The following is a 13,813-nucleotide window of genomic DNA, read 5'->3' as shown; positions in this document are numbered from 1 at the left end:
CGAAGATCACCGACACAATCTTCGGTGAATACCATGGTTTTGGATAAAGGTCAGTTCGGGTAGCTGTTCGGAAGTGCCCGAGAGGGTTAGCGAGCCAGGGTAGACAGTGGGTCCCAATCTGAATGTAGGTAGAGAATTTGCCTAATAGCAAGCGGCCCCCGTGACCATGTCATTGACCATTTCCGTAATGATGATCCGACCGGGCGGCATGACTTGCTGCATCGCAATGCCTTCCCCGATAGGAACAACAGTGCAGGCTTCGCCGAATGCCTGTCGGGCTGCTCCGATGAACGTGTCAACCGTCAAAGCTTGATCCAGCAGATCCGCCAGGACGGCTTGCCAGCACCCCATGCCCGTCTCGCTCTGCCCGGACCTCAATGGTCGAGTGCTGGTGAAGGATGGAAGTGCGTCGGACTCGCTCTCCGGGTGGCTGATCGTCGACGACGTTCCGTGCTCTGGGAGGTCGCTGCTGGAGCGTGACCAGGATGAGATCGACGTCAGCCACTGGCCGTCTTTCTGACTAGCCCGGAGGCTTGCGGATCGCCAGTCAGTCTCCTGCGTCTCCGGAACCGGGGAACTCCAAGCGAACAATGTTTGCGTCGTGGTGGACTGCAAGAGGTCCGTCATAGATCACCAGCAGGTCAGCGGTTCGTGTCCCATGCCAACAATCCACGGATCATTTTGTCTCAACCACTAAGCCACGGCGTGATCATTGACGCAACGCCTCCGAGGGCGGCAATCAGAAATGCTTGCGATACGATCCGCTCGGTGCGGGACCAACGCCGATAGTCATCGGCAAAACTTTCGATCAGTGACATTTCGACCTTCCCTGGCCACCCAAATCCTTTCACGTTGTGACCATGCGATCAGTTTAGAGAAGCAGGTGAGAAGTAACTATGAACCAGATCACGCCCTGGATCTCGCGTGCCGAAAATGGTTTTGATTGCCGACGATCTGCTTCCCCCAGGACTATGGCTGGCGAGAACGTCGAATGGTCGCTCGGTTATGCCAGTGTCCAGCCGGATCGCGTGACCGCTGCGGGAGTGGGCGAAATCAACCTAAACGCTGATTTCTGCATTGAAGTCTCTCGAGATACCGAAGCGGCCCACATTCCATGTGACCGTGATCCGTATCTGAGGGCATGATCCATCGGTATTCGGCAAGTACGTTCAGGCGTATTGTTGCCGACCTGGAAAGAGGTCAAACATAACTTTAGAGAAGCGTTGAGACATGATCTTGGCTGACGAACTGGGTGGCAGGCGAAGTCGATACTGGCCGGTTAGAATTCCAGTATAGTAGACGTCATCCGGGCAAGAAAACGCCTTGCAGCATTGGTATCCTTCCACTGACCTCGAGAAAAACCCTGTTTGTCATGGTATGACTTTCTGGTGAACCTGTAGGGATCGGCGAGAAAGGGATAGGAATGTTCCCACCTTCAAGGAGAAATTCAGCAGCATCGTCGAAGCCATTGATCCGTCATGTATTTTCCAGGTGAGGATGCACCATGTCTTCCCTCTAAAAACATCTGCAAGAATCCTTCGTGTGAAACCTCGAAAGGTATGCCTATTTTCTAACTACTCCTTCAAGTAAAGAGTTGTTAATTCTTTGAAAGAAAGATGTCTCATGCCTCACGTGCATTTGGTTTGTAGGTACGATCATGTCTGTCGCACACGCCCGCGAACATCCACTACGCTTGCCCTATGATGCCTATGATGCCAATGATCCCTCTTCCTCCGGGGAGACAGGAATGGTTGCTGGAATGCCTGCGGCTCCTTTCCGCGGAGGCGTCAACACACAGTCGACGCACTGCAATCCGGCTTGGATCAATCTGGCTGAACCTATCGCGGGACTGGATTTCGGGCACGGTCGCGTTGAGTTTGTCTGGCCGAGTGATCAGGACGGCAGGCCGGCCCCGGCTGCCGTCCCCCTTGCGACCCAGGACAATCGTCGTCGGCCCCACCAAGCCGGCTATGAGTGGATCGAGGTCACCGCCAGTCTTGGTCAGCACCCCTACGATCTGCGGCCTGGATGGGAGAACCCACAGATCACTCTTGCTGACGTGAAGCGGTGTTATGTCTTGAGAGAGGGGGAAGAGCCCGTTCTGAGGAACGAAGAACGGCATGCCCTGGCTGTGCAGGGTGCCGAGATCGGCATCTGGGACTGGGACATCGAGCGAGGCACGCTTTACTGGTCGCCGCTGCTCAAGAGCATGGTCGGCATGACGCCGGAAGACGAGCCAGTCCCAGGCACGACGTTCAAGAGCCTGCTGCATCCCGACGACCAGGAGCGGGTTGACGACGTGCTTCGGCGACATCTGGCTGAACGGCAGCCGTATGACACCGCGTGCCGCCTCCGGCGACCTGACGGCAGTTACCGCTGGATCCGGGTCAAAGCCCAAGCGACGTGGAACGCGGATGAACAACCGACCCGTCTTGCGGGATGCATCTACGACATCACCGACCAGAAACGGGCTGAGGAAGAACTGCGAGCCGCTCGCGATGCGGCGGAGACGGCGAGCCGGGCGAAGTCGCTGTTCCTTGCCACCATCAGCCAGGAACTGCGGACCCCCCTGAACACTATTCTCGGCATGGGCGAGATCCTGAAGGATGCCGTTATCAGCTCACCGAGTGCTCGCTGCCAGAAAAATACCGCGGTCATCCACCGCAGCGGTCAGCACCTGCTCGGATTGATCGACAACATCCTTGAGATGGCCCGGCTCGAGGCGGAGCAGGTCGAGTTCCATGAGGAGACAGTCGCTCTGGCCGCGGTCCTTGACGAAGCCATTCAGTCGGTCCGGCTGTCACAGCGGGAAGCACGGCATAGGCTGACACTGGACCTGCCCAGTCCTTTGCCCGTCTTGTCGGCGGACCGACGCTGCCTGAAGCAGGTGCTGATCAACGTTCTAAGCGAGGCCGTCAAATCCACGCCGAAGGACGGCCGCGTTTCTGTCAAAGTCAGCAGAAGCGGAGCGGCTCTGGACATCGTGATTGAGGATAGCGGACCAGGGGACTGCGGGGATGTCGCTCCCAACGTCCTGCACCCCCTCTTTCGCCTCGAGAACGTCATGGCTCAGCGGCACCAGGGTACTGCTCTGGGATTGTTCATCTCCAAGGTACTGGTCGAGCGGCACGGCGGGATCTTCCAGGTCGAGAGCAACCCAGGCGGAGGCAGGGCTGTGTACATCAGCTTGCCGGCCGAGCGTCTGCCGACCGGCATGGTCAGGCAGGTGAATGGGACAAAGGTGTGGCGTCACCTTGCTAGGAACGTGATCTGACGACTTTGCTCACACCACACTGCATCGACAAGGGACGTCCTTCGCAGTCGTCGATCATCCTTGCCGCAGAGCGACGGGTTGACCCAGCCAATGGACGGCAGACAGCCTAAATAACAAGCTCCAATGGTGAAGACGCCCCTGATGTCGAAGAATTTTGGAACAGGAAATCGCTGGCGAGATCGATCACTGGGTCAGCGAGCAGAACACCGAAGTGAGTGCAGGCAACGTGGTGGTAGTCTGGTCCCGCGAGGGTGGTCTGGGACGCCACAGTTATAACACCGTCGTTGGCCTCACTCACCTGAGGGCTGTGGCCGCCGGTGGATACCACCGACCGTACCGGAATGTTGATTTCAGACTCAAGAAGATCTTCAACTGCGTTTCCGAAGGGACTGCTGCCGGCAGCCACGCGAGTGTGCCAAAACGCCACGATCAGCACGCTCGGGCTTGGGCTACAGCCGAACGGCGTTGACATAGTGAAGATCCGCTCGACAGGTTCCCCGCTCGCCAGGAGGCCAAGAGCGACGATGCCCCCCAAGGAATGAGCGATGACGCTATAGGGCTCACCATCAAAGCTGTCGCTGGTGATGCACTTGAGATTGCTGACGATGTCATCCACCGAGCCAGTAAGGCAGTCGTAATCGGCGAGGACGGCGTGGTGATCCGGCAGATCATCCACCATCCGGCTGAAGATCGTTGAGGAACCGTAGGCCCCGTGGATGTACAAGATGTTCTGGGTCACTAACTCTCTCCTGGGATCCATGCGGCTTAGGCCGCTCTCGAAATCCCTGGTAGCGGAACTTCAGGCACCTGCATTGTTCAAGGCAGCGGATCGACTGTGACCACCTGCCGGCTGTCCAGGCGGCGAACACTTGCTCTGCTTATGCCCTGTTGTGATAAAGCTCAAGGTTGTGAGGCTGTGGTGATGTTGGTTTAAACCCGTTCATAACCTGCTCGACGACCTGAATGCTTCGGACAAGACTTCGATCATCATAAGGTTTTCTCAAGCAGCCCACGGCGGCGTGGCACGAAGCAACCGAATGCTCGACATGGCTCGTGGCGAACAGCGACGGGATCGCCCAGCGGGTATGGATTGCTCGGGCCGCCTCCACTCCATTGCCCTTGGCCAGCCAGATGTCCATCAGCACCAGATCGGGGCGACAACAGGCAGCGAGATCAATTGCCTCCTCCGAGGTCATGGCAAGCCCCACCACGCTGTGGCCCGCCATTTCAAGGTCGGCCTGGGTGCCCAAGGCTATGATAGGCTCGTCTTCAACTATCAGAATACGCATGACATGACCAATCCGATTTGGATAGCTGACGAAGATGTTTTGCTGCCGAGCTAAGACAATCAGAACGGGCTAGCCTTCCGCCAGTTCCAATACTATGAGATTTTTTTCAACGTACAAACTGTGGAGCTTTCAACGCCTTTGAGCATGTTTGTATCGTCTAAAAGCAAGCATCATTGCTACTATAGCTGTGGCAAGCTGTCCTTTGTTTCACTTGGAACGAATGCTAACCGCTATCGTAGGGATCATCAGAAGCCTCATACGCAGTGCCGGTACATCATCCCGTCTAACGTTGAACTGACCGCAGCCGGATTGAGACGGCCTGTCCAGCAATCATCAAGGCAGCGGCATGGGGCTGTCCATCACCATCACCAAGGCCCTAGTGGAGCGGCACTGCGGGACCTTGGGTATTGAAAGTGGCCTGGAGAGGGTACCATCGTGTGTATTAGGCTGCCGTTTACTTCCTTACGGTTGGATATTGCAGAGTTCTCGGGTGGTGCCGGCGGCGTGGCCATGACGATGGAGTGAGTGACCTCGTCAACAAGGTCAACTCCCTGACATTGCGGGTTAGCTATAACGCTTTAATCCATAGCAGCCACACTACTCGCCTTATCCTTGCAGCGGAGGTAGATGCCTGATCGGGAGACTGGCCGTCGCAGCCTAGGTCGCCCACCCGTGAACATCGACCTTTCGCCTCGCCGCCTGTGCCACCGTGTCGATGGCGGCTGAGACTGCCAGCGGTGCCGCGTAGTGCATCATGTGCCCGGCATCCGGGATGATCTCAAGCGTGCTCTGTGAGATCTGCTCGTGTAGCCAGATCGCGTGATCCTCGTGGTCCACGATGCGATCATGATCGCCGGCCATGATGTAGACCGGAATGTGCAGATCGGGCAGACGTTCCTCCAAGTCGTGTACCGCCGGCATCATTGTCACCGCGTCCTGTGACTCGGCCCGGATCTGGCCGGGCCGTACCGGGAAGGCATGGGGAAACGCTTCGCTGAACCGATGGGGCACCGGTAGGGGTGAGAACATCGCTTTGAGGTTCGCCGGCATCAGGGCGGCACCGACGAGCGGGGCCACGGTGTAGCGGAACAGGTCGCCCACCACGGGAATTGCCGGGATGGCAACGAGGCCGGCATCGTAGCGGATAGTCTGCTGGTAGTAGCCAGCCAGCAAAACGAGGCCGCTCGCCCCACCCTGGAGCCCCATCTCCAGAGCGACGATGGCTCCCCAGGAGTGGCCTACCACGACGGGCATCTCGACGCCGAGCCGGGCCAGGGCCTCAATCAGGAGGTCGGCTTGTTGGGCCGCAGTCCACATCGAGCCTTGGGGCCTGTCACTGTAGCCGTAGCCCGGTCGGTCGAAGGCGAGGACCGTGTGGTGGCGGGCCAACCGATCCAGGATGCCGCTCATGACCCAGTCCTCGTTGGTCACGACGTTGCCGTGGATGAGCACCACCGGTGGTCCATTGCCTTTGCGGAGGTAGTGCAGTCGCACGCCATCGACCTCAATGAACTCGCCGGCCGGTGGGTGCTCCTCCTCGGCCCGGCGTGCCCGGTAGGTGTTGTAAATGGCCATAGCCCCGAGTGCCGCTGCTGAGCCGGCGAGGATCGCTCCAGTTCGGGATCGCGTCGAGCGACCCTTTATCGCTTTGAGGGCGTGCGAGGTGTATGACCATAATCCGCTCAAGGAAATCTCCGATTGGCTCTCAGTTGCGATAAATGCACCACAACAAGCATGCGTTCAGAGAACCGGATTGACTGGAGAGAGTTCCGGACGGCTTGCCCCCGTTCTGGCCAAATGTGCTTGGGCTTTGCTCAACGTGCTGACCAGAACCCAGCCTCCGATATGATAGCGGCAGCGGGTGTGCCTCGTCACGTTGCCCCCGATCAGGAGCGAACTGATCTGGTGCTACTTTTCGGTACATGGACAGCCCATGTCGGGATCCGGACCGAGCAAATCCGGAAGGTTCTCCCGGCTCTGGATCCCATTCATAAGGTTGTTATCTCAAGCAATATAGGAAAATGAAAAGGCCGCTCTAAATGCAGCTTTCAAAGAACCGTGCGGCCAAGGCAGCATTGATAAAGAAACAGTAGCCGCTATTTGCAATCAGATGAAACAATTACTGGTTAGGGTCAAGCGTCGATATAACTGTGAATTGAGTGGTCATACCGACCTAAAAGTATTAGGCAAGAATTCAACGTCTGTCGTTTTCTTAGCCCCAATTGGGTCACTCAGGACGATGTTGGAAGCGTTGAGATATATGTGCTGTTTCTCACTGGCAAAACAACAGTATCAGGATCACCGTGGTGCAGGATCAACATGCCGAGGAGCCAGTCGCCATGGTAAGTATTCAGAAGAGCATCATCATCGCGGTTGGCTTTCTGGCCGCAATGGCAGGGACTGGCTGGGCCGGTAGTGAGGCCGAATATGCCATCGGCTCCGACGACGTCGAGCGGATCTCAGGAGTGGCTCAGGCGGCCGCCACTACGGCCCTGAGCCTCAGTCGCAATGAGATGGTAGCCAAGTTGCCGCAGTCTCATGGAGGCAGTGCTGTGTCAGACGGCATCGAGAGCACGTGGCAGACGACCCTGCCGGGTTCCATTGGTTCGGACGGTGTCGAGAGCACGTGGCAGGCGGTCCAGCCGGTTTCCATCGGTTCGGATGGTGTCGAGACCGCATGGCACATGATCCAGCCAGCCTCCATCGGTTCGGACGGCTATGAAAGATCCGCCTATTCTGGCCCACGGCAAGCCGATAGCTGGTGAGCAGGAGTGTCTGCCATGTTCGAATGACTCTTCGGTGTACCCTTCAGGGCAACATTCTGGCCGTTGGACTGTCCGTAGCCGAAGCGTCGACTGCCTAGGAGAGCGGCTCAATATCGGCCGTCACCAAGGAGATCCAGCAGGCAGGTGGTGATTGGTCCTGGTGGCCATAGGGAGTGAGGAAGCGGGCGGTTCAGCACGACAAAGGGCAATGTCCCTGGAACGGCCAAGAGTGTCCGTTGCTGGTGGGTTGGGGTGTCATAGGCACCATGGATGACGCCGCTCGTATCGCCGACTAGTTGAAGGCGATGCCGCTGATCGACTTCAGCCGTGTCGTCGCCCGTCGCCACCAAGACCAGTTAGTCGGGGAGGACCGCCTGACGGACCTATCCAGGGCCGTTGATTGCGGGCGGAACCTGCTGTCCCCCCAAGCAATAGTACAGACCGGGGACGATCACGGAAGCGGCCACGATCATCGACAACACAGCGTCAACTGAGACCAAGATTTCACTCTATTCGTAGGGAGTTCCCGGTATGGGATCTGGCCAGTCGTATACCATGACATCCGGCACGGTGATAAATTCACGGATCAGCGGCTCGACCCGCTCCCACGATCCGTGGGCGAGGCCGCAGCCGACCCGCGGCATCGCGATAACCGGAATGTTGTGGATGATCGCCAGGGCGTTGACCTTGGCGAAGCACAAGGCGACCGCCTCGTAATCGACGTAGACCCGGCGGGAATCCCGGCCGTAGTCCTTCTGCGTGATGCAGTTGGCAATGATGATCGTGTCCGGCTGGGTGCGGAACCGCCAGTGGTAGATCGGCGAGTCGTTGGAACCGTCGCGACGCTCAACCGTCCAGATGACCTCGCCGAGCGGCAGGTGCTCGCCCCCCTCGCCGACCACGTACTGCCAGACCTTGTGGTAGATCATGTAAGTGGTCGGCCACTTGGACCGGATGGTGTCCGCGATTCCGGACCGCATGACGCCCCGCGAGTTCGCCCCGTGCAGCAACAGTCGTTCCGGAGCCTGGGTGGCGTCGGCATGCCGGTAGATAATCTTCATGTCCGCTCTCCCTGATGGCCGGCCTGGATCTCCCGGAACCCCGAGACGAGCCAGGGCGATTCGCCATGACCGGCCAGATGAAACGCCCGGCCCAGGACAGTGGTTCATCGATAATAAAATTTCGTTTTTCTGCCCGAAAAGGCTGGTTTCTTCCCGAGACAGTTCACTTTGTGATATGGTGGAAACATCGAGTTTGGCATGGAATAAAACGGAATAAAACGGGAGGACGGCAATGAACGACCGACATGGCCCGAACTGGCTGTCGCTGCTGTGGCAGCGGGCAGCCGGAAGCTTCCCGGTCGACCCTCGCGGGAGCAATCCCTGTCTCCCGAGGATCCATCAGGGCAGCGGGTTCGACTGCGACGGCCATCCCATCCCCACCGGGCACGCCGATTTTCCCAAATCCCCAGTGACCTGGGTTTGATCCCTGAGCAGACTCCGCCGAGATCCCCCACCGCGAGGCGGGGGTTTTCACTTGTTGCTGAAAATCCGGAAGCCGATCTGCTTGACGTCCTGGACCTCCTCTCCCCGGCATCCAGCAAACAGCCCGGCGGTTCGAGCACCTCGCCGTCGGGTCGTAAATACCTCTCAAGGTTTCTCACAAGGATTTCCCATGCCGCCCTACGCTCATGAAGGAGCAGATCTTCGGGCCGCTGGCAGACCGGTACCGGGAGTATGTCTGCGACATACATGGCAGCGGCACGCACCTGTTGGATCTGATCAACGAACTGCTCGACACGGCGAAGATCAAGGCGGGACATTTGGAGTATCACGAGGAACCGGTCTGCCTCCGGGAGATCCTCGACGAGGCGATCAGACTGACCCGGTTGTCGGGGAGCGATTGCCCGGCATACGCTGGATCTCGACGTGCCCGAGCCACTGCCGGATTTGCTCGGGGATCGTCACAGTTTCAAGCAGGTGCTGATCAATCTCCTCGGCAATGCCGTGAAGTTCACGCCGGAGGGTGGACGCATCAGCGTCGCGGCGAGTACGGCGGCCGGAAGCCTGGAAATCGTAATCCATGACACCGGGATCGGCATCCCCAAGGATCGGATTGCGGATCTCTGCCAGCCGTTCAAACGGATCGAGACCGTCCTGTCCTCTCGGCATCAGGGTAGCGGTATGGGGCTGTTCATCACCAAGACCTTGGTGGAGCGGCACGGCGGGACCCTGGTAATCGAAAGTGGTCTGGGAGAGGGCACCACCGTCCGTGTCAGATTGCCGCTTCCGCCGACCGGCTAGGTACCGCAAGGTTATCAGACAGTACTGACCTCTTGATCATGAACTGAGCGACCAGTAGAGTCTGCTGCACTGGTGTGAAGAGCCGGAGTTCAACATGCTGGGAGCAATCATCGGTGACATCGTCGGCTCAATCTACGAACACGACAACATCAAGACGAAGGACTTCCCGCTGTTCGCGAAGGGGGCAACGTTCACCGATGACACCGTATGCACTATAGCCATAGCGGACTGCCTCCTCTCCGGCGGCGACTTCGCCGACCATCTTCGGACCTGGGTTCATCGCTATCCACAAGCTGGGTACGGAGGCATGTTTCTCCGCTGGGCCTTCACCGACGGCATGGGGCCATACGGTAGCTGGGGCAATGGATCTGCCATGCGGGTCAGTCCAGTCGCCTACGCTGTCGTGGAAATTGAAGCGGCGATGCTCCTGGCCGAGCAATCCGCCATCGTGACCCACGACCATCCGGAAGCTGTCAGCGGGGCTCAGGCGGTCACCATGACGATCCAGTTGGCCCTCCAAGGGCGAGACCACGACGAAATCCGACAGGCCATTGAGCAACGGTTCGGATACGACCTCAGTGACAACGTGGACAGTATCCGGCCGTGGTACGCGTTCGATGTTTCCTGCCGGGGGACGGTGCCGCCAGCCATCATCTGTGCGTTGGAGGCTACTGATTTCGAGGACGGCATTCGCAATGCCGTCTCCATCGGCGGCGATACCGACACGCTCGCCAGCATCACCGGCGGGATCGCCGAAGCCCTGTTCGGCGTGCCAGAGTGGATCGCCGAGGAAGCCCTGGCCCGGCTCGACGACGATCTGCGGGACGTGGTGGAACGCTTCCGGGCGGTGTATCCAAATACCAGCCACACCACGCCGGTATGAAGAGCCGGTAGGCAGCCACTGGATCGGAATTATGGGACCGACGCCGAGCGGTCGCCAACATGGCAATACCGCCTCCGCGTCGCTTCTATCTCCAGGATCGCAATAGCCTCCTCGACCTGCTCACGACGTGCGAGGATGTCAGCGAGCCACCCCGCCGACGTCGAGGCTCTTGAAAGACTGTCTTCTCCAGTAGCGTTCGTTGACTCCCATGATGCTGGACAAGGTCGCGACACCGATTTGCCTGAGTGGCGGAGCCCCAGGGGCCGACCTCGAATGGAGCCTGTGTGCCCGTGCGGCCGGGCACATGGTGATCCACTGGTCCTTTGCCGGTCACCGCACCAAGGCCCCGCTTGGGGAACGCGTGATCCTGCCGCCCGATCTCCTTGCTCGGGCCGACCCCTTCCTGGTGGCCGCCAACCGCACGCTGAAGCGGCAGTTTCCCAGCCAGACTGCGTACGCGACCAACCTGCTTCGGCGGGACTATTTCCAGGTCGTGTGGAGCAGGGCCGTCTATGCGGTCGGCGACTCCATGGACGGCATGATCGCCGGCGGCACCGCCTGGACTGTCCAGTTGTTTCTGGATCGCTTTCCCGACGCTGAGAGCGTCGAAGCATACTTCTTTGATCAGCGGCAGCGTCAGTGGTTTAGCTGGCACCGGGGCTGGATCGCCATCAAGCTACCGCCCCACCCCCAGGGGACCTGGGCGGGCGTTGGCAGTCGCGATCTCAGGTCGAGCGGGAAGGCTGAGATCCACCGGCTCATGGGGTACGAGAGAGCAGTTGAAGGCTGAAACCACGAATCGCCTCCAGTCGCGACACGGGTTTTTCAAGTGCTCCATCCGCCCATCGGGGACCGACGGAGGAGGCGATCCTGTGGCACACTGGGCGACGAAAACTCGACCATGTCCCACCGGACAGGAGGAAGCCATGTCGATTGCAGGAGATCCATCGAGGCACCTGTGGTTCCTAAATACCGAAGTGACCATCAGGGTGTCCCATGTGGAAGGAAGCGACGGGACATCCGTCCTGGAACATCGGGCACCCCATGGCGACTCACCACCGCTCCACGTCCACCTCAATGAAGACGAGATCTTTCACATTCTGGAAGGCGAGATGCTGTTCCGGGTGGCTGACCGGAATGTGCATGCTGGTACCGGTGACACCCTGCTGGCTCCTAAGGGGACTCCACACACCTACCGGGTTGATTCCGCCGATGGTGCACGCTGGCTCACCATCATACGGGGTGGGGATTTCGAAGGTTTAGTGAGATCGTGCAGCCGACCGGCTCAGCGTTCCGGATTGCCCGACCCATCGGGGTCACCGACACCGGAGCAGGTCGAGGCATTGGCGGCAGAGTGTATGCGGCACGGCATCGAACTTGTCGGCCCTCCGTTGCACTGAGGGATATAGGGGAGCGATCCTTGCCAAACCGTTATACAGAGAGTCCCGGCAGTGGAGAGGCACAACGGCGAAGGCTCTCCAAACTCCAGGCTCAACTGCACCCAGCCTGCCATGCTGCAGCGGCCACATCGCATCCGCCGCGTGAGATCTTCATCAGGGCATTCCAACCGTGACGTTCCAGCAGATCAAGCACGTCAAGAACAGCCCAGTGGCCACATTGGCAATTGGTCGCTGATATTAACCCCAACCATTGCCATGCCCGATTTTGGACGGATGGGGCTGCTCCCGAAGCCTGCTGTGTCGAGCCGCGGCGTTCCGCGTACCTTGATTGGCTTTAGCGACGGCTCTAACCCGGCAAGGCTTCGAGTGCTCCAATCAGGTGCTGGGGCAGGATCGGCTTCACCAGCACCCCATCCGGGGCCGCTGCCTCGATCCGTAGCCGTGTCGCAGTCTCGTTTGATCCGGTCAGAAAGATAATTTGGCAGGGATACTTCTGGCGAATGCTCTGGGCTGCCTCCACGCCATCCAGATCGCCCTTCAGGCGGACATCCATCAGGATGACCTTAGGGCGGTACCGAACAGCCATGTCAATGGCCGCCATCCCGGCCTTGGCGATGTAGAGGTTTCGGTAACCCTGGTCTTCCAAGGTCATCTGTAGTCCGAGGCGAACGAGATTGTCGTCGTCCACGATCAGAATGGGGTCATCGCGTGTCAGCATGGCAAACCGGGAGGGCAAGGAAACGTCACGGCGACCTGGGTCCCGTGATCTTGATGAATCGCGATCTCGCCATCCAATTGATCGACCAGTTCGGCAATGATGTGCTGGCCAATGGTGACCGTTCCGAAAGTTGCCGGCATGCCGACGCCGTTGTCGGCCACGACGAGGCGGGCTTCGCCGTCGCCCACAAGCGTCAGCCCGACCTCGACGATCCCGGCCCGGCCGGATGGAAACGCATGCTTGTAAGCATTCGAAACCAGTTCGGTGACCAGCAATCCCAGTGAGATGGCAAAGTCGATCTCAAGCTGTACTGCCCCGCTGCTCAAGGCCGACCAACGGTTTCCTTATTCTCCGTGCTTTTTAAGGAAAGTTAATCTATTCAAAAACACTATGCATTCGGCGTGACTACGACCTATCGACCGGTCTGGTCCATGCAGCTTTGCAACGCGATTTATGAGGCTGGCGAACGTTGAGGGAAGGGACACCATCATCTCGCGTTCTGGCGGATCTCCGAGCGATGCGTATGGCTGCTGAGGCAGTCAGTTGGACTGCTGCTGTGATCAAACCGTGTGGTAGAATCAAAGATACTCTTGTGAATATTCTACTATACATTGTAAATTACTGTGGGATTATTTGCCGGCCGGCTCCTAGCCCGGCATACGGCGGGATCTTTGAAGCCCCACAAAGCGAATAGGCCGGAGAACAGGTCCCCGGCCTATTTCTGCTCCATGTCACACGTTCGAAGAGCTTTGTGAAAAGCTCTTTTATCGACCAAGCTAAGTCAGTCTAGGATCGTTCCCAGAATGCCGCCGCCGACCGCACCGGCTGCTGCTCCGGTTTTTCCTCCGAGAGCGTAGCCGGCGGCTCCGCCGGCTCCGGTGCCGACCATCTGTTCCGTGCTGCATGCTCCCAAGGCCAGCAGGCCGAGGACAACGCCAATCAAATGCATCCGTCGCATGGTGTGTCTCCTTCTAGGCTTCATAACAGTCAATACGCCGGTTCATTCCGTTGACGGCTCTTGACTGACATCAACAAAGAGAGAGGAGTCAAAAAGGCTGTGCTAAAGCGGCCGCATCTTCAACGCTCTATTTAAAGTTGACGCGATGACCTCCACTTCCTAGCAACTCTTAGTGTCCGTCCGGAAAAAGCTTGAGGCATTGGAATCGCTTATGATTCCCTGA

The 13,813-nt window shown here is 58.6% G+C and carries 15 protein-coding genes; 7 read left to right on the top strand and 8 right to left on the bottom strand.

The genetic code is table 11. The features are described 5' to 3' along the window. Positions 1-686: 686 nt before the first annotated feature. The gene (locus AC5JJ6_RS20440; protein WP_496043823.1) at positions 687-818 is read right to left on the bottom strand and encodes a hypothetical protein; all 132 of its coding nucleotides are present in this window, start codon (positions 816-818) and stop codon (positions 687-689) included. Positions 819-896: 78 nt separating this feature from the next. Between AC5JJ6_RS20440 and AC5JJ6_RS20435 the strand changes: the two genes are divergently transcribed. Together AC5JJ6_RS20435 and AC5JJ6_RS20430 are read left to right on the top strand one after the other, a co-directional pair. Then, the gene (locus tag AC5JJ6_RS20435; RefSeq protein ID WP_496043822.1) at positions 897-1,145 is read left to right on the top strand and encodes a hypothetical protein; all 249 of its coding nucleotides are present in this window, start codon (positions 897-899) and stop codon (positions 1,143-1,145) included. 548 nt (positions 1,146-1,693) lie between these two features. Next, entirely contained in the window at positions 1,694-3,274 is a 1,581-nt protein-coding gene (locus AC5JJ6_RS20430) for a sensor histidine kinase (RefSeq protein ID WP_496043821.1), read from the top strand. Positions 3,275-3,380: 106 nt separating this feature from the next. On the opposite strand, the gene AC5JJ6_RS20425 is transcribed toward AC5JJ6_RS20430, so the two are convergent. The 3 genes from AC5JJ6_RS20425 to AC5JJ6_RS20415 all read right to left on the bottom strand — a co-directional run bounded on the left by AC5JJ6_RS20425 (position 3,381) and on the right by AC5JJ6_RS20415 (position 6,138). Next, positions 3,381-4,013, bottom strand: a complete 633-nt coding sequence (locus AC5JJ6_RS20425) for a lipase family protein (protein WP_496043820.1) — start codon at positions 4,011-4,013, stop codon at positions 3,381-3,383. Between the two features lie 139 nt (positions 4,014-4,152). Further along, the gene (locus AC5JJ6_RS20420) at positions 4,153-4,563 is read right to left on the bottom strand and encodes a response regulator (protein WP_496043819.1); all 411 of its coding nucleotides are present in this window, start codon (positions 4,561-4,563) and stop codon (positions 4,153-4,155) included. Positions 4,564-5,220: 657 nt separating this feature from the next. Further along, on the bottom strand, positions 5,221-6,138 hold the full coding sequence (locus tag AC5JJ6_RS20415; protein WP_496043818.1) for an alpha/beta fold hydrolase: 918 nt from the start codon (positions 6,136-6,138) through the stop codon (positions 5,221-5,223). 731 nt (positions 6,139-6,869) lie between these two features. Here AC5JJ6_RS20415 and AC5JJ6_RS20410 point away from each other — a divergent pair. Further along, positions 6,870-7,328: a hypothetical protein gene (locus tag AC5JJ6_RS20410; protein WP_496043817.1), complete on the top strand. Its 459-nt coding sequence runs from the start codon at positions 6,870-6,872 to the stop codon at positions 7,326-7,328. Positions 7,329-7,837: 509 nt separating this feature from the next. Here AC5JJ6_RS20410 and AC5JJ6_RS20405 read toward each other — a convergent pair. Continuing rightward, complete coding sequence (locus AC5JJ6_RS20405; RefSeq protein WP_496043816.1) at positions 7,838-8,389, bottom strand: macro domain-containing protein; 552 nt, start codon at positions 8,387-8,389, stop codon at positions 7,838-7,840. Positions 8,390-9,256: 867 nt separating this feature from the next. On the opposite strand from AC5JJ6_RS20405, the gene AC5JJ6_RS20400 reads away from it, so the two are divergent. The 4 genes from AC5JJ6_RS20400 (at position 9,257) to AC5JJ6_RS20385 (ending at position 11,914) form a co-directional block, all read left to right on the top strand. Beyond that, positions 9,257-9,631, top strand: coding sequence for a sensor histidine kinase (locus tag AC5JJ6_RS20400; protein WP_496043815.1), 375 nt, complete (start codon positions 9,257-9,259; stop codon positions 9,629-9,631). 94 nt (positions 9,632-9,725) lie between these two features. Next, a complete protein-coding gene (locus tag AC5JJ6_RS20395) occupies positions 9,726-10,514 on the top strand; it encodes an ADP-ribosylglycohydrolase family protein (protein ID WP_496043814.1) in 789 nt (262 codons plus the stop codon). A gap of 208 nt (positions 10,515-10,722) precedes the next feature. Beyond that, the gene (locus tag AC5JJ6_RS20390) at positions 10,723-11,304 is read left to right on the top strand and encodes a hypothetical protein (RefSeq protein ID WP_496043813.1); all 582 of its coding nucleotides are present in this window, start codon (positions 10,723-10,725) and stop codon (positions 11,302-11,304) included. A gap of 136 nt (positions 11,305-11,440) precedes the next feature. Further along, positions 11,441-11,914, top strand: coding sequence for a cupin domain-containing protein (locus AC5JJ6_RS20385; RefSeq protein WP_496043812.1), 474 nt, complete (start codon positions 11,441-11,443; stop codon positions 11,912-11,914). A gap of 346 nt (positions 11,915-12,260) precedes the next feature. Here AC5JJ6_RS20385 and AC5JJ6_RS20380 read toward each other — a convergent pair whose 3' ends face one another. The 3 genes from AC5JJ6_RS20380 to AC5JJ6_RS20370 form a co-directional block, all read right to left on the bottom strand. Beyond that, positions 12,261-12,602 (bottom strand): response regulator, encoded by a 342-nt coding sequence (locus AC5JJ6_RS20380; protein ID WP_496043811.1) that lies wholly within the window; start codon positions 12,600-12,602, stop codon positions 12,261-12,263. 23 nt (positions 12,603-12,625) lie between these two features. Continuing rightward, positions 12,626-12,958, bottom strand: a complete 333-nt coding sequence (locus AC5JJ6_RS20375; protein ID WP_496043810.1) for a sensor histidine kinase — start codon at positions 12,956-12,958, stop codon at positions 12,626-12,628. A gap of 455 nt (positions 12,959-13,413) precedes the next feature. Next, positions 13,414-13,590, bottom strand: coding sequence for a hypothetical protein (locus AC5JJ6_RS20370; protein WP_496043809.1), 177 nt, complete (start codon positions 13,588-13,590; stop codon positions 13,414-13,416). Positions 13,591-13,813 lie beyond the last annotated feature (223 nt).

Source organism: Skermanella sp. (assembly GCF_059503625.1).
The sequence above is the reverse complement of the archived record's forward strand: the minus strand, read 5'-3'. Positions and strand labels throughout refer to the sequence as shown.

Bases quoted from the DNA above. Each gene is read 5' to 3' on its own strand.
- AC5JJ6_RS20440 (WP_496043823.1), bottom strand. From the start codon at position 818: ATGTCACTGATCGAAAGTTTTGCCGATGACTATCGGCGTTGGTCCCGC.
- AC5JJ6_RS20435 (WP_496043822.1), top strand. From the start codon at position 897: ATGAACCAGATCACGCCCTGGATCTCGCGTGCCGAAAATGGTTTTGAT.
- AC5JJ6_RS20420 (WP_496043819.1), bottom strand. From the start codon at position 4,563: ATGCGTATTCTGATAGTTGAAGACGAGCCTATCATAGCCTTGGGCACC.
- AC5JJ6_RS20415 (WP_496043818.1), bottom strand. From the start codon at position 6,138: ATGGCCATTTACAACACCTACCGGGCACGCCGGGCCGAGGAGGAGCAC.
- AC5JJ6_RS20405 (WP_496043816.1), bottom strand. From the start codon at position 8,389: ATGAAGATTATCTACCGGCATGCCGACGCCACCCAGGCTCCGGAACGA.
- AC5JJ6_RS20395 (WP_496043814.1), top strand. From the start codon at position 9,726: ATGCTGGGAGCAATCATCGGTGACATCGTCGGCTCAATCTACGAACAC.
- AC5JJ6_RS20390 (WP_496043813.1), top strand. From the start codon at position 10,723: ATGATGCTGGACAAGGTCGCGACACCGATTTGCCTGAGTGGCGGAGCC.
- AC5JJ6_RS20385 (WP_496043812.1), top strand. From the start codon at position 11,441: ATGTCGATTGCAGGAGATCCATCGAGGCACCTGTGGTTCCTAAATACC.
- AC5JJ6_RS20370 (WP_496043809.1), bottom strand. From the start codon at position 13,590: ATGCGACGGATGCATTTGATTGGCGTTGTCCTCGGCCTGCTGGCCTTG.